Here is a 19,639-nt window from a genome sequence, read left to right as displayed (position 1 = left end):
TTTCAGGAGGTTGTTGCTAATGCAACATTCCTTCACAAATTTATGACCGAAATGTAGTTTGGACCTTTACAAGTTCATGTTTAATCATTTTCTTACTTAAATCTTTCGTCAAGTATTCTAGCAAAAAACACTGAAAACTGTGCTCTATTGACTACACTTTCTGGTTTAAATGTGCCATCACTATATAAGTTAGTGACTTGATTAGCAGCTAATGTATTGATATAGAGGTAATTTGGCTCTGCCTTATCAACATCAACAATGTCCCCGTTAAAAGTGCCTTGCAAATCATAAGCATTTACTAGAGCAAAGGCCATATCACTTCGTTTCAGTGGATCGAAAGCATTGAATTTCTCTCCCTTAGGGAAGATTCCTTCATCAACAACTGCTGCGATTTCTTTGTAATAAATATGATCAGCTGTTATATCTTCAAACCCTGGATTAGGACGGTTATCCAAGTCAAGATTCAGAGCTCTTACGAACATAAGTGCTGCCTGTCCACGTCTAACCTCATCATCAGGACCAAAGTTACCATTTTGATAGCCTTTAATAATATTAAAATCTGATAAAAATTGAACTTCCTTTACTGCCCAATGATTTAAAGCTAAGTCTTTAAAATCACTTGTTGTTACCTCAAGGTCGTAATATCCTTCTGGAGAAGATCCCCACACATCAATAACATATGTTCCTTCGCTTAATTCAGCTTCAAAAAAGCCGCCTTCAGGTGTAGCTAAAGTATAATTGATAATATTGTTTTCTTCGTCTAGTAATTTAAAAGTTAAAGAATCATACAAGGTTGCATTAGCGTAAGTTCCTTTTATACCAACTCGTTCCTTTTGAGTGAGTTGAAATGTGAAGTAGTCATTCTCGTCTGCATAATGAAAACCTTGATAGGTTGTATTTAATGCAATTGGTGTTGCGCTTGCTATTTCATTTGTCCCTAAAGAGTTTTTGAAATATTTGTCTATCTCAAAATTAAATTGTAAAGTAAATGATTCGACATTTGTAGCTGGATTTTGTTTTGTAGAAACTGCTAAATAATATGAGCCCTTAGGTAATCCTAAAATCCACGTTGAGGGTGCAGGGTTTGATAGTATTTCTTCTTTATTCTGATCTAGGATTGTATATGTATCTAATATTTCTGTCTCAGTTAGTAGTTCCAGTATGAATTTTCCATGTTGTTCAATTGAAAATGAATAATAGTATACTGACCCATCTAATTCATGAATCGTTTCAATTTCACTATTTAAGTTTATGATTTTTGCATTTTCAATTTTATCAATTTGAGCAAATACACTATCATTCCAAATGAAAGTGGAGATCAAAACGAAAATGAGAGCCATTAGTATCGATTTGTTCATTGCCCGCCTCCTTCATATTTTTATTTACTTCTATAACCGTTTAATAGCAATGAAGACATCATTTCTGCTATTTCTTCTTTTGAAAGGTGACCGTTAGCATCGTACCATTGATAAGCCCAATTACATGATCCGAAAATCGTTTGAACTGCGATAGACGGTGGGATATCTACGAAATCACCTGATGCTACAGCATTTTTATATAGTTCAGTAGCATGTTTATAATACAAACGTATATGCTGTAATGAGTTATTAATTAAATCATTTGATAAATTCTTTTTTTCATCAAAAAACAAACCAATGTCCATTTTGTTTTCCAAGATTAATAAAATATGTTGTTTCACGAGCAGATGAAATTTTTCATGATCCTTTATATCTTCTCTTGCTAAGGTGATTTTTGCAAAATCAGTAATTTTCCAAGTAACCTTATCAATAATTGAAAAAATAATTTCATCTTTACTTTTAAAATAATGATAAATTGCTGGTCGAGTCACATTGAGAGCATCAGCTACTTCTTTTAAACTAGTCGTTTTATATCCATTTCGAAAGAATAATTCTTTTGCTACATCTATAATTTTTTCAGGAGTTACGTCTTTTGATCCTCTTTTCAAATTTCTCATCCTTCTTTATAATTTCTCTTCTCCGGTGTTTCGTGAAGAACTGTAAAATTTAATAACTCTAAAAGGGCAATTTACGAAGTAGGCAAGCTTATCCACAACCCATTTGCCCAAAATCTATTGAAAAATACTTTTATTCCTATTGTACATGAGATTACTAAAAATGGGACAAAAATTTTCATGGCATTTGTCCAATTTAGCACAATTACGACCTAATTACCATTCGAATATCTCACTGGTCTAATTTTAATTGCAGTGAATAAAAACACTATAGATTTTTTAATATGAAGAACTAATAATTGCACAATAATAATAATTATGTTAATCTTCTGAATAATAACAAATTTACTTACAAGTAAGTAAATGATAAAGGAGTGATTAAAATGAAATTACCTAACGAAATTAGCTCACAACTAAAACTACCAGTAATTGGTGCGCCTATGTTTTTAGTTTCTGGACCTGAGTTAGTTTTAGCACAGTGTAAAGCAGGAATAATTGGATCATTTCCAGCACCTAATGCTCGTACAATTGACATATTAGAGAAATGGATGGCTACCATTACGATGGAGTTAAGTGACTATAAGACTGCAAATCCTAATAAAAAAGTTGCGCCTTGGGCAGCGAACTTAGTTGTTCATTCGACATACGAACGGTTGCATCAAGAATTACAATTAATAAAAACATATAAACCACAAATAGTTATAACGGCGCTTGGTAATCCAGCTGCAGTTATTGAAGCTGTTCATTCATATGGAGGTAAAGTTTTTGCGGATGTTAACTCTATAAAACATGCTAAGAAAGCAGCTTCTCTTAATGTGGATGGACTTGTACTTGTAAGCTCTGGTGCTGGAGGACATACTGGCGAAATATCTGGATTTGCCTTTGTTCAAGCGGTTCGTGAATTTTTTGATGGTATTTTAGTACTAGCAGGATCAATTTCTAATGGGAAGGCAATTTTAGCATCACAGGTTCTTGGAGCTGATCTCGCTTATATGGGGACAAGGTTTATTTCCGCTAGCGAAAGCATGGCGACAGAAGATTATAAGGGCATGTTAGTCTCCTCTTCATGTGAGGATATAATTTGTACGGACGCATTTACAGGTATCCCTGCAAATATGCTAGCACCTAGTATTAAATTAGCAGGTCTCGATCCAGATAAACTAGCAGCAAAAGCAAGTGTTGACTTTAATAATCCACAATCTGATAAAAAAGCATGGAAGGATATTTGGTCTTCAGGTCATGGTGTAGGGTCAATTAAAGCTGTTGAATCAGTAGATACGATTGTAAACAATATGTATAAAGAATATGTCGATGCCCAAAACATCATTTCTGAATTAAGTAAACGATAGCGAAAGATACTATTACGGAGAAGGTTTTAAGTACAGAAGAATATTGACAAAGTATATAAATAAAAAGGGGTATCCAAGTCGTTAATAATCAACTTAAGGAATACCCTTTTTTACGTTTTATGAGTATATATATTATAGGTGTTATTAATTTCGTATATAAATCGAATGATAATACATTATGTTTAAGCATTATCTAAGTAAAATAACTATGATAATTACAACAACAATAGTAACGATCAAGCTTACCGTATTCTTCGTCACAATTTTTCCCTCCATATTTAAATAAATCATCCACAATCATCAGTCTAAGTTGTAGAAGTATTATTTAGTGTATGGACATATATTACATTTAATGTATAAAGTATGTATTGTAGATATTCATCCTTTTTTTCGATAGGAGTTATTTTAAGGTGGTTTTCGTATTGATTGTTGCTTTTGTTCTAACGTATTAGCACGTATACAACTAGCGTTCGTGACATCAGGTCTCTCTTAAAATTATGGAGCTCTATTAAAACTCATCATAATGCCCATTTTGAAAATAACAATAAAGTTTACGAAAAGTACTTAATAAAAAGTTAAACAATTATCTGTAAAAAATGCCATTATGAGCTAGTTCTCTTATTGCTTATTTCAATACGAAGTACATAACAACCATAGTGAAAACAATCTGTTTCATGAATTGTTTCAAGAAGGATGAGATTCTTGGAATTAAGCATTAAATTTTATTTGCTGATTAGAACTTACCATTTGAGAAAGATCCCGTTATCTAATCAGAAGAATAATAAGTTCAACATAATAAACAACTAGGTGGAGAGTAATGATGAATAATGACAACACCACTCCGATTATTATTTTTGATGGGGTTTGCAATTTATGTAACGGAGCTGTCCAGTTTTTACTAAAGAGAGATAAGAGGGATGCATTGCGTTTTACTGCTATGCAATCAGAAGCTGCAAAGGAATTGTTAGTCACATATCAAATTCCAACCAATGTTGATAGCTTCGTTTTGATAGATGGGAATAACTTTTATTTAAAATCAACTGCAGCACTTCAAGTGTCTAAATATTTGCCGGGTTTATGGAAGGTGTTCTATCTATGTAGGATCATACCTGTACCAATTCGTGATTATGTTTACGATTGGGTAGCAAAAAACCGCTATAAATGGTTTGGGCGTAGAACAGAATGTATGTTACCTACACCAGAAATCAAAAAGAAATTCCTTAACTAATTTGATGAACAAATAAAAAGACCTCCCCAGAAAAATATGAAAAAAATTTAGGAAGGTCTTAAAATGAAAGGAGATGTTATATTATATGCCAAATATTTTTGTTAGTATGTATCTCTGTCCTAGGGTGTTTATATCAATTTCATGAAGTATGTCAAATAATTTATGAAACGGTTTGATTTAATTAACCGTCATACAATGCATGTTTTTTAAAAAAATGAGGATGAAATTATTACATTTATTTCAAGAATTCCCTGCATAAAATATGATGAAAAATTGGCTAATTTTTTCGTTATGAAAAAGAAAACGTCTGAGAAAATCAGTTGCGACCATTTCAACACCAATCCACAAGGGAGAGGTGCGATTCTTCCTTTTCTACTAGTAGCTGTGTAAACGTGTTAAAGCACATTTATCATCCAATAGATGGTCATTTTTGGATCATTATGTCTTTTTCCCCCTTATTCTTTTAGATAAAGCCATAAAACTGGCTACGATACTATTATAAATGGTACTTTATACATTTATTACCATACCCTTACCACTCTCTTCGTTTAGCTGCTAGCAATCATTTTTTTGAACAATTACTGCTTATGTTATTTTAGAAATTATTTAAACTTTGAATTGTATCATACTAAAAATGTTCTACTAAACCACAACTATTAACATGAGCCTCAAAGCAATAGAACATATCAGCTGCTCAATGTTAATTTACTATCTAATAGCGTTTTAGGAAGGGTTCAGTTTAAATAATCGTAGTATATAAACGTATGTTGTCTTCCATATAATTGTAAGTAATCTTGACAGATTTATTGCGACATGGTTAGATTAAAATAGCTATATGTTAACTTGATTTTAATTTTAGTTAACAAAAGGGGTGGGTTTTTTTAATGAATGATCATGAGCAATTAATTGAAAAAAGCAAAAAGCATTTGTGGCTACCTTTTACACAAATGAAAGACTATGAAAGGGATCCTCTCATTATTGAAAGTGGAGAGGGGGTTAAGTTAAAAGATACTGAAGGAAAGGTCTATTATGATGGTTTTTCTTCTGTATGGTTAAACGTTCATGGACATAGAAAAAAAGAGCTAGATGATGCCATTCGTGCGCAGCTAGACAAAATAGCACATTCAACCTTACTAGGAATGACAAATGTACCAGCGACGGAGCTTGCTGAACAGCTCATCAACCTAACACCTCCAGGACTTGATAGAGTTTTTTATTCAGATAGTGGTGCAACATCAGTTGAAATTGCTCTAAAAATGGCTTTCCAATATTGGAGAAACATTGGTAAAACATCAAAGCAAAAGTTTATTACAATGAACAACGGATATCATGGTGATACTGTTGGTGCTGTAAGTGTTGGCGACATAGATATATTTCATAAAGTGTATAAACCATTAATGTTTGACAGCTATAAAACACCGTATCCATACATATATCGTCATCCATCTGCAAATGCTGATGTTTGTCGTGACGAATGCTTACACAAGCTGCAATTACTACTTGAAGAGCGTCATAACGAAATTGCTGCTTTAATAGTAGAACCAATGATGCAAGGTGCTGGAGGCATGATTAACATGCCAAAGGGATTCTTAGTAGGAGTCGAAAAACTTTGTAAGTTATATGATGTACTCCTCATTACTGATGAAGTTGCCACTGGCTTCGGTAGGACTGGAGAGATGTTTGCTTGTAATCATGAAGGGGTCGTGCCAGACATTATGACAGCTGGTAAAGGGCTGACAGGGGGGTATCTTCCTATAGCAATTACGCTGACGAGCGAGAAAATTTATGAGGCTTTCTATGATGATTATACGAAAATGAAAGCATTCTTTCATGGTCATTCTTATACAGGAAATCAATTAGGATGTGCTGTAGCTTTAGCGAACCTCAAGTTATTTGAGCGTGAAAATATAGTTGACAATGTTAAAAAGAAATCTGCAGATGTCCATCAAATGTTTGAAGAATTTTATGAGTTAAACCATGTTGGGGATATTAGGCAAGTGGGCTTGATGACAGGAATTGAACTTGTAAAAGACAAACAAACGAAAGAGCCATTTCAGTGGGAAAAGCGCATCGGCTACAACGTAACATTGAAAATGAGGGAGCTAGGAATGATTACGAGACCACTAGGAGATGTCGTCGTATTTATGCCACCATTGGCGAGCACTAATGATGATCTTCAAGCGATGATGTCAATTATGAAAGAAGCAATTTATATGATTACTGAGGGGTCTCAATTTAATGAGTAGCGGTATTTTTGTAACGGGAACAGATACAGAAGTAGGAAAAACTTTCGTTACGGGTGCTTTAGCAGCTGTATTAAAAGATAAAGGTCAAGACGTCGGTGTGTTTAAGCCAATGCTTAGTGGAATGAGTCGTGATGATCCACAAAGTGACGCAGCAATTTTAAAGCAGATGTCACTTGATGGCAATTCATTAGAAGAAATTAATCCCTATCAATTCGAAGAACCACTTGCACCGTATGTTGCGGCAAAGAGAGAAGGAAGACATGTATCGATCGATGATGTAATTGCAGCATGGCATAGCGTAAAAAAAACACATAGTACTTTTTTAATTGAAGGTGCTGGTGGTTTGGCAGTTCCTCTTGGCAAAAACTATTTAGTGTCTGATGTTGCAAAAGAGATTGGTCTGCCCTTATTAATCGTCGCACGACCCAACCTAGGTACTGTCAACCATACGTTGCTAACAATAGAATTTGCCAAAAGGTCTGGGCTTCATGTTTTAGGTATTATTATTAATGGTTTGAAAGAAGATGAATACGGCATTGCTGAAGAAACGAACCCAGCTTTAATTGAAGAGTTTACTGATGTTCCTGTACTAGGAGTTATACCTTGGATGGAGGGGGCCACTCGAAAACAAGTTGTGGACATGGTAAATGAAAAAATAAAGGTTACTAGTTTATTAAATGCAATAAATTCGTAATCAGTTCAAAATAATCAAGCAAGAAGTAAATTCATTCAATTGTTACGTTTATAGAAAAGGTTACAAACATTCGACGTACGCGTAAATTACTTAATAAAAAAAGGCTGTTCATTGTTTTTTATACTAAGAAATCAACACGTATAAATCAAGCGTTTGTGGCATTATTCTCATTTGTATAAATTTAATAGTTAATATCCTAATTTAGTCTCAAAAGCAATACATTTATGAAGTCTATAAAAATGTTAATTATGATAAAAGATAAGGGTAAATAGGAGGACATTATATGGAAAATCTAGTTCATGTTACACAATGGGATAAGTTGGCAGAAAAATCGTTAGCAGGGGAATTAATTACGAGAGACGAGGCACTAAGTGTACTATCGGCTCCAGATGAAGAGCTATTACCTATTTTACAGTCAGCATACAAAGTTAGAAAGCACTTTTACGGTAATAAAGTGAAGTTAAATATGATTATTAATGCTAAAAGTGGGTTATGTCCAGAAGATTGTGGTTATTGCTCTCAATCTATTGTTTCTAATGCACCAGTTGAAAAATATACACTTCTTGATAAGGATACGCTTGTAAGTGGAGCTCGTGAAGCTATGGCACGAAAAGCAGGAACATATTGTATTGTTGCGAGCGGACGTGGTGCAACAGATAAAGAAGTAGAACAAGTAGTTGCTGCGGTACAGGAAATTAAGGAAGATATGCCACTAAAGATATGTGCCTGCTTAGGTATTGTTTCTAATGATAAAGTGGACCAATTAAAGGAAGCGGGAGTAGACCGTTACAACCATAATTTGAATACTAGTGCTGGGCATCATGAAAAAATAACAACAACTCATACATATGATGATCGAGTTGAGACCGTGGAAAATGTCAAAAGAGCCGGCATTTCACCATGTTCTGGATGTATTATTGGTATGGGAGAATCACATAACGATTTATATGACATAGCTGTAGAGCTTCGTAATATTGATGCTGATTCAATACCAGTTAATTTCTTAAATGCTATTGAAGGAACGCCACTTGAAAAAATGGATGAACTAAATCCACGCTTTTGTTTAAAAGTTCTTGCCTTGTTCCGTTTGATAAATCCATCTAAAGAAATAAGAATGTCAGGTGGAAGAGAAATTAATTTACGTTCTCTTCAAGTAATGGGATTGTATGCAGCGAATTCAATCTTTGTAGGTGATTATCTAACGACAGAAGGGCAGTCAGCGACAATTGATCATCAAATGATCGAAGATCTAGGCTTTGAAATTGAGGAAGGTTCCTTTTAGTAGCAATATAGAATATTAGAAAAGAAGAGGCGAGCTCAGGTATTCAGAGTAAGCCTCTTTACGTATATGGTGTGGGAGGTAGAATAACGATCGAACACGTAAGTAGTTGGGAAAAAGACATTACAGATGAATTATTAGCATTAGATAACGAATCAGCGAGAAGGTCTCTCGTAATGACAGAAAATGCTGATCAAGCATGGTTAACGATAGAGGGGCAAAGAATGTTAAACCTTGCCTCAAATAACTATCTAGGACTAGCTGGAGACGAACGTTTGAAACATGCTATGATTGAAGCTATTCAACATTATGGTGTAGGCTCTACATCGTCACGATTAATAGTTGGTAGTCATCCCCTTTACGATAAGGCTGAAAAAGAACTCATAAAATGGAAACACACTGAAGCGGGAATAATTGTTAATAGTGGATATGTAGCAAATATCGGAGTTATTTCAGCCTTGACCGGGCGAGATGATGTAGTGTTTAGTGATAAATTAAACCATGCAAGTATAGTAGATGGAATTGTTTTAAGTCGAGCAAAGCATAGACGTTATCGACATAAAGACTTAAATCACTTAGAGGCTTTATTACAAAGGGAACCAATAGAGAAAAGGAAATTAATAGTTACAGATACGGTGTTTAGTATGGATGGGGATATTGCTGACCTCAAAGGACTTGTTGAATTAAAAGAACGCTATAATGCATTGTTAATGGTTGATGAAGCTCATGCAACGGGTGTTTATGGGGAAAATGGCACAGGTTATGCGGAAATGGAGCACCTACAAAGTAAGGTGGACATCCAAATGGGGACCTTTAGCAAGGCACTCGGTTCTTATGGTGCATATGTTGTTGGTGATAAGTGGTTAATAGACTATTTAATCAACCGAATGCGCAGTTTGATTTATACAACTGCATTACCACCTGCTGTGCTAGGCTCGATAATTAAGTCAATTGAAATTGCTCAACAAGCAGGTCAGAAGCGACAGTCGTTACACGACCTAGCTTATCATTTTCGTAGTGAATTATTTCGAAATGGATTTAATATTTGTAGTAGTGAAACACAGATTGTGCCGATACTTGTTGGGGAAAATGACCTGTCAATACATTTTGCTAGATTGCTTCAACAAGAAGGTATTGCTGCAATCCCGGTTCGACCCCCTACAGTTCCTGAGAAGGAGTCGAGAGTCCGTTTTACTATTACTTCAGCTCAAGCACGCGAAGATATTAAATGGGCTTTGGATAGGATAATTTATGTTGGGAAAAGTCTAGGGGTGATTTAATATGTCAAAAAAACATCTTGTTTTGTTACCAGGTTGGGGGATGGAAAAGGAAGTATTTATACCATTGACCCATCTTTTAGAACCATTGTTCCATTTTAATTTTATAGACTGGCAAGACATCATCTCTGGAGCAAACCTGGAAGAAAGAGTGGGCTCTTTATTAAATGATAAAACTAAAGAGGTTTATCTCCTAGGATGGTCAATGGGCTCAATAGCTGCAATAAATATTGCTACTAAACATAAAAATATTGATGGTTTAATTTTAGTAGGAGGAACGAGTCGTTTTACGATTATGGACAATTATCTCTCGGGGTGGAATCCACGAATTGTAGAACGTATGAAGAAGCAACTGAGAAGAGATAAAGGCAGAACATTACAGGCATTTTATCACTCAATGTTTTCTGTACATGAGCATGAAATGGGAGATTATGATAAATTTTTACGATTGTGTATAGCGGGTGCTCTTGATAACGACTTAAATACTCTCATAAAAGGGTTAGATTACCTCATTGAACAAGATGTTCGGGAACAATTAGCAAGCATTGATGTCCCGAGTTTATTAATTCATGGGGTGGAAGATAATATATGCCCAGTCGAAGCTTCCAAGTATATTCACACGAAGATAACAAACTCAATTCTACACATTCTTCATCATTCTGGCCATATACCATTTTTTACCGAGGAAGAAACTTGTGCAAATTTAATTAAGGAATTTATAGAAGAAAGGGAAAGACGATGATTGATAAGAAGCTATTAAAAAAGCGCTTTAGTCAACGAGCAGAAACCTATGATAATTACGCAATCGTACAGAAAAAGATGGCACAAAAATTAATGAATAAGCTTTCATCATTTACATATGGGGATAGGTTAAATATTTTAGAAATTGGTTGCGGAACTGGCTATTTAACAAATTTAATATATACCAATTTTCCTCATGCAAAAATTACAGCTGTAGACCTAGCTCCAGGTATGATTGACATAGCGAAAAAGCGATTGAATGGCAAGGCCGTCACATTTCTATGCGCAGATATCGAAGACATAGAAATGCTAGAAGGTTACGATATAATTATTTCGAATGCGACCTTCCAATGGTTAAATAATTTGCCTCTTATGTTAACAAAGCTGAGAAAAGCATTAAATAAAGGAGGAGTAATCTCATTTTCCACCTTTGGAAATCTTACTTTCAGAGAACTTCATTCAAGCTACGATAGCGCAAAACAGGTATTAAATCTTCAAATGGAAACTGCACCAGGGCAATCATTTTTGACGATGTTAGAGCTATCAAACCTCAGTAAGGGAGCGTTTAATAATAGTCATGAAATACCTAGTGAAAATTTTCGGGTCGAAGAAGACCTTGAAATAGAATATTTTCAGACAGTGCATGAATTTTTTACTGCAATAAAGAAAATAGGAGCCAATAATAGCAATGCGGGAAAATCCTGTCAGAGACCATCGTTTTTTAAAGAAGTAATTAAACAATATGATAATAATTATCGAGATGAGCATGGAGTAAGAGCTACGTATCAATGTTTATTTGTAACATATAAAAAATTTGAAGGTAATTTGGAGATAGGTTAAAAGATGGAAGAAAAATGTATTGGATGTTTCCATATATTTCTTGAAGCTAGCATGAAATATTAACGATGCTAGCTTGTTTTAATTCAACCTCTTAACTTCTGTAGTAGTGCTTCTACACTCTTTCGTACACTTTCTGTCTCTTCGAGAAATAATTTAATTTGTACATGATCTTGGTTATCAAGAGATAATTCCAACAAACTTCCTTCCACTGCATCAACTGGTAACATTGTACATGGTAAATTTATTTCTTTAGAAGTATCTTCCCTATATAATAGGACAGCTATCGCACCTTCGATTCGATCAATCGTATAATTTCCACAAGGTTTGTCATTAAAAAGCATACATAACATCTCCATTCGTTAAGAGTAAAATAATGTGGCTCTTTTCGTATACTTTGTTACTATTTATTAAAATACGTTGGATAAGGGCTATAATTTTTGTTTAGGTATTCGAAATACAAACTTCATGAGAAAACAGCGAAAGAAAATAGAACATATAAATTTGATGCTTTATCAAAGGCTCTTTTAGCATTTTTGTTGTTATTAACATAAAAATTCCACAAAAAAACATCGTTTTATACAATTGTCACCGTATATCATAATTCTTTAAAATTTGTACTCAATTCTTGAACTCTAATAGTTCATCATAATTGTGCATCTTTTTAATTGTAATACGACGTAATGGCATTACATTCTGGTGTTTGGCTACAGAGACGCTTACTTCACTGGGAAATATTTATTCACAATTCATTCAAGGAACACGATCATTCATGCAGCATAAATAAAGAAATAGACCGCTTTCACATGTAGGTATCCTTGAATTTACTTTATTTTGTAATTTTCTTAAAATTTATCATTCTATCGGTTGAGAGTCAACACTACAATTTCCTCATTTTATGAATAAATAGCAAAGATTGCTCATAAATCCTTAGGTTTTTATAACTATTTTAAATATTTCTACTTTTCTAATAATTTAAACTATTTATAATCACTAACCTTTTAATATATAAACTCTTACTAAGGGGAAGGCACTTACATTATGAATATAACTGGGACCTTTCATTCTTCTTTAAGAAACGGTAATTGAGTCCAATTAATATGAGAACAGTGAATTGTATTTATACATTTACTGTATAGGGTGGTTAACATCAGGCAAAAATTTTCATGCTTAGATGAATAAAAATGTCAGCTGTTCTAAATAGATCAACGTTCATTAGTTGTGTGTGGGAAGAGAGGCTGTTCTGCCTTTATTCAAAGGAGGGATTACATGAAAGTTTTCGTATACTTTGCTGCTTTTTTTACTTACATTCGAAGGAGATGATTTTTATATTCTTTATAAAAGAGAAATTGCCGAGAATGTTAGTTATATTTGTATTTAGATATTGTTACGGATAGCTTAAATTAAGGTGAAAACATCCAATAAAAAAACCTTTTTCTAATGAATGGATCATTCATAGAAAAAGGCGATTATCGTGTTATGTTGAGGCTAGATAGGTTTAAAGCGAGCAGTAAAGTGACGAAGTATAGTTGGTTCATAAGTAAAATGAACACCAGTTATTTGGGAACGTTTATGAGACAGCTTTCCAAACGATTCTCCTACATATTGAATATGATTATCAGTATATACTCTTCTCGGTATTGTTAATCTAAGTAATTCTAACTTTGATAACCCGTCCTTTCTAGATTCGCTATCTCTTCCAAATAAAAGAGAGCCGATTTCAACACCTCGAATACCACTTTCAATGTATAATTCACAAGCCAACGCATGAGCTGGGAACTGGCTAGGTTGAATGTGTGGTAACAGCTTTTTTGCATCAACAAAAACAGCATGGCCTCCGATAGGCTCTTGAATGGGGATATCATAACTTACTAATAGTTTTCCTAATAACTGTACTTGGCTTATGCGATGGTGTAAATAATCAATTTCAACAACTTCATTTAATCCAACAGCAAGAGCTTGCATATCTCTACCAGTTAACCCTCCATATGTCGGAAAACCTTCTAATGGCACGATTGTTGATGTACACTGTTGAAATAATTTCTCATCTTCCTTTATTACAATGAGTCCACCAATGTTGACAAGCCCATCCTTTTTGCCACTCATCGTTAAGCCATCTCCGTATGCAAACATTTCTTTTACAATGGCACGTATATCTTTGTCTTTATAGCCATCTTCTCTCATTTTGATAAAATATGCATTCTCTGCAAAGCGAGCTGCATCGAAAATGAGGGGTATGTGATATTTATTAGCGATTTTGGAAACAGCCTTTATGTTTTCCATAGAAACAGGTTGTCCCCCAGCACTATTACACGTAATCGTCACATTAATAAAAGCAATACTTTCCTCACCGTGCTGTTGAATATAGGATTCTAATTTATTTGTATCAAAATTCCCTTTAAAAGGATGCTGATTTGATGTATCGTATGCTTCAGAAATAACGAGGTTCACTGGCTTTCCACCATTCAACTCTATATGTGCTTTTGTTGTATCAAAATGCATATTTCCTAACACAGCTTGCCCTTTCTTAATTAATTGTGAGAATAGAACTTGCTCTGAACCACGACCTTGATGAGTGGGGATGACATATTGATAATTTGTCAATTGCTGGACTGTCTCCTTTAAGTAATAGAAGTTACGACTCCCGGCATATGATTCATCCCCAAGCATGAGTCCAGACCATTGTCTGTCACTCATAGCACCTGTTCCACTATCTGTCAACAGATCAATATATACATCTTCACTTTTTAATAAAAAAGGATTGTAACCAGCTTCTATTAATTTATGTTTTCTTTCTTCTCTAGAAATCAACCGAATTGGCTCTATCATTTTTATTTTGTATGGTTCAGGTAATCTACTCATAAGAAATTATCCCCCTTCAAAGATAGTTAGGCTCTTTTCGATAAATGTTATTTTTAGAAAATGTTAAATGCTAGGTCAAGCTACAGCGAATATTATAGGTAGACAGGTTGAATGAAATACTTGCTAGGTGGGAGAAAAACGCTTCATGCGAAAACAGCCAATAGATAGATAACACTAGATTGTATGCCCAGCAATTTGAAATATGTATTTAGTATCGGAACATCAGTACGGTAGTGTGTTAAAGTCATCTAGTAATTTAAGTTGAATTATAGTTGACTATTTGAGGTTATCATAATAAGATGAGTACATACATCAAAAATATTTGATTAATTTAGATTAAAGATTGCAGTGTTTTTATACATATGAAATGGTTAGGATTTTAAGGCTTGAATCCTCGTCAGTACCTGTCAGTTTATACATCAAACAGACGGTTTAGTTGATCATAATCGACTTTGATAACCTAAGTGTACTAAACTTGAGGGAACTTAAAGTTTTGGGATGATCATCAAATATTTTTGATTAATATACAGGATTTTGTATTAAAGCTGATGTGCATTGATTGTTTTTTACTATGAACGAGCTGCACGTTGCATTTTGCTTCGTTACAATGTTGTCACCATAAAAAAGTTTACAAAAGTCTCTTTTCGTAAACATTGTTGCTATTGAGATACATTTAGGGCTGACATAAAAATTAATTTATGCAATGGTTCTCATTTTAAATGAGAAAAGGTACCACGAACGCTCGGCTTATTCGTATTTACCTTTTTATTACGAAAAACGACAATCAATGTGAAAACAGCCTTACTAAAAGAACAACATATATAGATGTAAAACATCAGAAGGAGTATGAGGATGTTAGAAACGATAAACTTGATAAATAAAATAAAAACATTGGGTCTTGAAAAAGATGTATTTGAAGGGAATTTTGGATTAGAAAAGGAAAATGTCAGAGTCGATCGTACAGGTAAATTAGCTTTATCACCTCATCCAATAGGATTTGGAAATAAGCTTCAAAACCCTTTTATCACAACTGATTTCTCTGAAAGTCAAATAGAAATGATTACACCTACATGTAGCACAATACAAGAAAGCTATAACTTTCTTGAAAATATTCACCATATCGTCTCACTTGAGCTTGAGGATGAATATTTATGGCCTCAAAGCGCTCCGCCTCTATTACCTAATGAAGAAACGATTCCTATAGCTCGATATGATTCATCTGCAAAAGGCCACCAAGCTGAAGAGTATAGAATGAAGTTGGCTGAAAAATATGGTAAGAAAAAACAGCTCATTTCTGGTATCCATTTTAACTTTTCTTTTACAGAACATTTTCTACAAATGATACATCAACAATTAAGCACTGGGCTCTCATTTAAAGAGTTTAAAAATGAGGTTTATCTAAAAGTCAGTAGAAATTTTTTGAAATATAGATGGCTTCTTATCTATTTATTTGGGGCCAGTGTGTCCGAAAAATGTTTTGACTCGACATGTGATGATCGTTCACATAATAATTTAGAATATGGAAGCTCTTTCAGAAATGGGCTTTGTGGTTATAGAAATAAAACAAACTTTCATGTTTCTCACCGTAATGTTGAAGAGTACTTACGTGACCTGAATAAGTTAATTAAAACCGGAGAGATAAGTAGGGTTGAAGAATATTACAGCCCAGTAAAATTAAAACCCCATGATAAAAAAAATTATTTAAGTTCATTAAGTAAAGACGGCATTGCTTATGTAGAATTTAGGATTTTAGATCTTAATCCATTGCACAAAGTGGGAATAGATCTTAATACATTAGAATTTTTCCATCTTTTTATCCTGTTCACACTCTTTATCAATGAAAAGGAAACGAAGGGCATTGATCAAAATATAGCGTTAAAGAATCATAATCTCGTTGCAAGTTTAGGTAGAAAGCCACAGTTAATGTTGCTAAAAAATGAACACGAAAAAATAAGTATGCATGATTGGGGACATAACATATTGGATATGATGTTAGATTTAGCTCTCCAACTTGGAATAAAAGAAAATAAGTACAAAGAAATCATTAGAAGCGCCAAAGAGAAGATTGATAATCCAGAAATAACTATTTCTTCTGTGATATCGAAGGGGGTAAAGGAGCACTCGTATATTGATTATCATTTAAATTTAGCAGAAGTTCATTTGAAGGAAAGTAAAATAAAGAAATTTAACTTATTGCACCATGAAGATCTTGAATTGTCCACACAAATACTACTAATGAATGCGCTTAAAACGGGCGTTAATTTTGAGATTTTAGATAGACAGGAAAATTTTGTATTATTGGACGATGGATTTAAACAAGAGTATGTGAAGCAAGCAACCAAAACGTCTTTGGATTCATATAGCACAGTCTTAATTATGGAGAACAAACTAGTGACTAAGAAAGTACTAAACCATGCGGGGATAAAGGTTCCTAATGGTGAATACTATAATAATATAAATGAGGCAAAAAACGCGTATCGTTTATTTTGCAATCAAGAAATAGTTATTAAACCAAAGTCAACAAATTTTGGACTAGGAATTACAATTTTAAAAAACGGGTTCACACGACATTTATTTGAAAAAGCAGTAGAAATGGCTTTTACACATGACGGTTCTATCCTTATTGAAGAATTTGTTGGAGGAAAAGAATACAGATTTCTTGTTATCGGTGATGATGTTGTTGGGATACTTAATAGAGTTCCTGCTAATGTAATTGGAGATGGATATAGTAACATAACAGAATTAGTCGTAGAAAAAAACAAAGACCCTCTGAGAGGAAAGGGATATAAGACTCCATTGGAAAGAATGGATTTAGGGGAGCCTGAAAAGATGTTTTTACGAGAACAGGGAAAAGACTTTATGTATATACCTAAGTATGGTGAACGAATATTTTTAAGAGAAAATTCTAATATTAGCACGGGCGGTGACAGTATTGATTACACTGATGAGATTCCAGTCGAGTATAAAACGGTTGCAATAAAGGCAGCAAAAGCAGCTGGTGCAACTATTTGTGGTGTTGACATGGTGATTCCTGATATAACTGAAGATAAAATTGAAGAAAACTATGCAATCATTGAATTGAACTTTAACCCTGCTATACACATCCATAGCTTCCCGTATAAAGGAAAGAATAGAATGCCTGGACAAAAAATTATAAAAGCTCTCGGGTTCTAAAGGGTAGTCCCTCATCCCACTAAGATGTTTTCACACCAGTGAGATGGGGGATGTTAATTACTAAATAATTAAAAAATTCAAAATATAATAGACAACTTTCAAATTTCATTTATACTTAAAATAAGGGCCTAATTGAAAATAGGTAAAAAGGGGGATGAAATGTGGAGAATATAGAACAAGTTGAAAAGATTTGGACTGAGCATTACCCTAAGGAAGTACCAAAATCACTTAAATATGAAGAAAAAACGATGCAGGAATTTTTAAAGGAAACTGCTAGTAAAATGCCAGAAAAGAAAGCGCTTCATTTTTTAGGGAAAGAAATGACATTTGCTGAACTGTATGAACAAGCGCTTAAGTTTGCTAACTTCTTAAAAGAAAAGGGCTTTAAGAAGGGTGACACAGCTTCCATAATGCTTCCTAATTGTCCTCAATCTGTTATTGGTTATTTTGGAGTGTTTTTGGCAGGTGGAGTAGTTGTCCAAACAAATCCTTTATATATGGAAAGAGAGCTAGAGCATCAGCTAGTAGATTCTAGTGCAACTTTTATTTTATGCCTTGATTTACTATATCCTAAAGTAATGAATGTAAAAGGTAAGACAAAAATTGAACACATCATTGTAACTTCCATCAAAGATTATCTGCCATTTCCGAAAAACCTCATCTATCCTTACATTCAGAAAAAACAACATGGAATTGTAGTTACTATAGAAGAAGATAGTAATACCCATAAAATAAAGAGTATTCTCAAGAACTATGAAGCCCATGAGTTGAGCATCGAAGTATCTCCAGATGAAATAGCTTTACTACAATATACTGGTGGTACAACTGGTTTATCCAAAGGAGTTATGCTCACACATAATAATTTAACGTCAGTTACAACTATGTGCCATCATTGGTTATATAAAAATAATGATAAAGAAAATATAGTTTTAGGTATTTTACCATTTTTTCATGTTTATGGCTTATCCACAGTCTTAAATTTTTCAGCATTATATGGAGCAAAAATGATTTTGCTACCTAAATTCGATGCTGGTGATGCATTAAAAGCAATTGATAAACATAAGCCAACTGTATTTCCAGGGGCACCGACAATATTTATTGCATTATTGAATCATCCAAAAATTAAGGATTATGATTTGACTTCGATCCAAGCATGTATATCGGGTTCAGCACCTCTGCCATTAGAAGTACAAGAACAATTTGAAAAAGTAAGTGGTGGAAGGCTTGTTGAAGGTTATGGACTGACTGAAACATCAGCGGTTGCTCTAGCAAATACCGTGTGGGAGAAACGCAAATTAGGAAGCATTGGTATCCCATTTCCTGATACAGATGGCATCATTTTTTCTATGGAGACAGGAGAACCTGCAAAAGTTAATGAAATTGGTGAGATCGCTATTAAAGGACCGCAAGTTACTCAAGGTTATTGGAACCGTCCAGAAGAAAATGAGGCTTCTTTCAAAGATGGTTGGTTTTTAACTGGAGATTTAGGATATGTCGATGAAGAAGGATTTTTCTACATAGTCGACCGCAAAAAAGATATGATTATTGCTGGTGGCTACAATATTTATCCTCGTGAAATAGAAGAGGTGCTATATGAAAATAGCAAAATATTAGAGGCAGTTGCCGCAGGAGTTCCAGACGCTTATCGTGGTGAAACGGTGAAAGCATACATTGTACTTAAAGAGGGTGAAGAGTGTACCGAAGAAGAACTAGATGCATTTTGTCGAAAGCATTTAGCTGCTTATAAAGTACCGAGAATCTATGAATTCCGTGATGAATTACCGAAAACAGCAGTAGGAAAAATACTCCGTCGTGCTTTAGTTGACGAAGAAAAAGAAAAACAGAAAAAAGTTAATTAAGAGTCTGACCCCCAGTACGTTAATGTGATAAAGTACTGGGGGTTAGTTCTATTATATTAAAAAAATTCAAAAATATATTAAAAAACTAACAATTTTGTTTTATACTAGTAATGTGTGTATG

14 protein-coding genes are annotated in these 19,639 nt (G+C 34.0%); 10 read left to right on the top strand and 4 right to left on the bottom strand.

The window, feature by feature from the left end; genetic code table 11:
• Positions 1 to 92: 92 nt before the first annotated feature.
• Together V1503_RS00635 and V1503_RS00630 are read right to left on the bottom strand one after the other, a co-directional pair.
• A complete protein-coding gene (locus V1503_RS00635; protein ID WP_410624018.1) occupies positions 93 to 1,358 on the bottom strand; it encodes an S-layer homology domain-containing protein in 1,266 nt (421 codons plus the stop codon).
• Between the two features lie 20 nt (positions 1,359 to 1,378).
• Positions 1,379 to 1,966, bottom strand: coding sequence for a TetR/AcrR family transcriptional regulator (locus V1503_RS00630; RefSeq protein WP_410624016.1), 588 nt, complete (start codon positions 1,964 to 1,966; stop codon positions 1,379 to 1,381).
• Between the two features lie 389 nt (positions 1,967 to 2,355).
• Between V1503_RS00630 and V1503_RS00625 the strand changes: the two genes are divergently transcribed.
• From V1503_RS00625 to bioC, 8 genes are all read left to right on the top strand, one after another.
• The gene (locus V1503_RS00625; protein WP_410624014.1) at positions 2,356 to 3,321 is read left to right on the top strand and encodes an NAD(P)H-dependent flavin oxidoreductase; all 966 of its coding nucleotides are present in this window, start codon (positions 2,356 to 2,358) and stop codon (positions 3,319 to 3,321) included.
• 820 nt (positions 3,322 to 4,141) lie between these two features.
• On the top strand, positions 4,142 to 4,549 hold the full coding sequence (locus tag V1503_RS00620) for a thiol-disulfide oxidoreductase DCC family protein (RefSeq protein ID WP_410624012.1): 408 nt from the start codon (positions 4,142 to 4,144) through the stop codon (positions 4,547 to 4,549).
• 884 nt (positions 4,550 to 5,433) lie between these two features.
• Positions 5,434 to 6,795, top strand: a complete 1,362-nt coding sequence (gene bioA / locus V1503_RS00615) for an adenosylmethionine--8-amino-7-oxononanoate transaminase (protein ID WP_410624010.1) — start codon at positions 5,434 to 5,436, stop codon at positions 6,793 to 6,795.
• Positions 6,788 to 7,489 (top strand): dethiobiotin synthase, encoded by a 702-nt coding sequence (gene bioD / locus V1503_RS00610; RefSeq protein ID WP_410624008.1) that lies wholly within the window; start codon positions 6,788 to 6,790, stop codon positions 7,487 to 7,489. The genes bioA and bioD overlap by 8 nt, the downstream gene beginning before the upstream one ends.
• Before the next feature lie 283 nt (positions 7,490 to 7,772).
• Positions 7,773 to 8,771 (top strand): biotin synthase BioB, encoded by a 999-nt coding sequence (gene bioB / locus V1503_RS00605; RefSeq protein ID WP_410624006.1) that lies wholly within the window; start codon positions 7,773 to 7,775, stop codon positions 8,769 to 8,771.
• A gap of 71 nt (positions 8,772 to 8,842) precedes the next feature.
• Positions 8,843 to 10,048 carry an 8-amino-7-oxononanoate synthase gene (gene bioF, locus V1503_RS00600; RefSeq protein ID WP_410624004.1) on the top strand — a complete coding sequence of 402 codons (1,206 nt, stop codon included), beginning with the start codon at positions 8,843 to 8,845 and terminating at the stop codon, positions 10,046 to 10,048.
• 1 nt (position 10,049) lies between these two features.
• The gene (locus V1503_RS00595) at positions 10,050 to 10,787 is read left to right on the top strand and encodes an alpha/beta fold hydrolase (RefSeq protein WP_410624002.1); all 738 of its coding nucleotides are present in this window, start codon (positions 10,050 to 10,052) and stop codon (positions 10,785 to 10,787) included.
• Positions 10,784 to 11,626 carry a malonyl-ACP O-methyltransferase BioC gene (gene bioC, locus V1503_RS00590; protein WP_410624000.1) on the top strand — a complete coding sequence of 281 codons (843 nt, stop codon included), beginning with the start codon at positions 10,784 to 10,786 and terminating at the stop codon, positions 11,624 to 11,626. The genes V1503_RS00595 and bioC overlap by 4 nt, the downstream gene beginning before the upstream one ends.
• 83 nt (positions 11,627 to 11,709) lie before the next feature.
• Here bioC and V1503_RS00585 read toward each other — a convergent pair whose 3' ends face one another.
• Both V1503_RS00585 and V1503_RS00580 read right to left on the bottom strand, forming a co-directional pair.
• The gene (locus V1503_RS00585; protein WP_214482278.1) at positions 11,710 to 11,967 is read right to left on the bottom strand and encodes a DUF3006 domain-containing protein; all 258 of its coding nucleotides are present in this window, start codon (positions 11,965 to 11,967) and stop codon (positions 11,710 to 11,712) included.
• A 1,144-nt stretch (positions 11,968 to 13,111) separates the two neighbouring features.
• Positions 13,112 to 14,485 carry a tryptophanase gene (locus V1503_RS00580; protein WP_410623998.1) on the bottom strand — a complete coding sequence of 458 codons (1,374 nt, stop codon included), beginning with the start codon at positions 14,483 to 14,485 and terminating at the stop codon, positions 13,112 to 13,114.
• An 852-nt stretch (positions 14,486 to 15,337) separates the two neighbouring features.
• Between V1503_RS00580 and gshAB the strand changes: the two genes are divergently transcribed.
• Together gshAB and V1503_RS00570 are read left to right on the top strand one after the other, a co-directional pair.
• A complete protein-coding gene (gshAB, locus tag V1503_RS00575; RefSeq protein WP_410623996.1) occupies positions 15,338 to 17,659 on the top strand; it encodes a bifunctional glutamate--cysteine ligase GshA/glutathione synthetase GshB in 2,322 nt (773 codons plus the stop codon).
• A 170-nt stretch (positions 17,660 to 17,829) separates the two neighbouring features.
• Entirely contained in the window at positions 17,830 to 19,518 is a 1,689-nt protein-coding gene (locus tag V1503_RS00570; RefSeq protein ID WP_410629358.1) for an AMP-binding protein, read from the top strand.
• Positions 19,519 to 19,639: the final 121 nt, after the last annotated feature.

The organism is Nanhaiella sioensis, assembly GCF_046557775.1.
Lineage (GTDB): Bacteria > Bacillota > Bacilli > Bacillales > SM2101 > Nanhaiella > Nanhaiella sioensis.
This window is presented reverse-complemented; position numbering and strand designations above follow the sequence as displayed.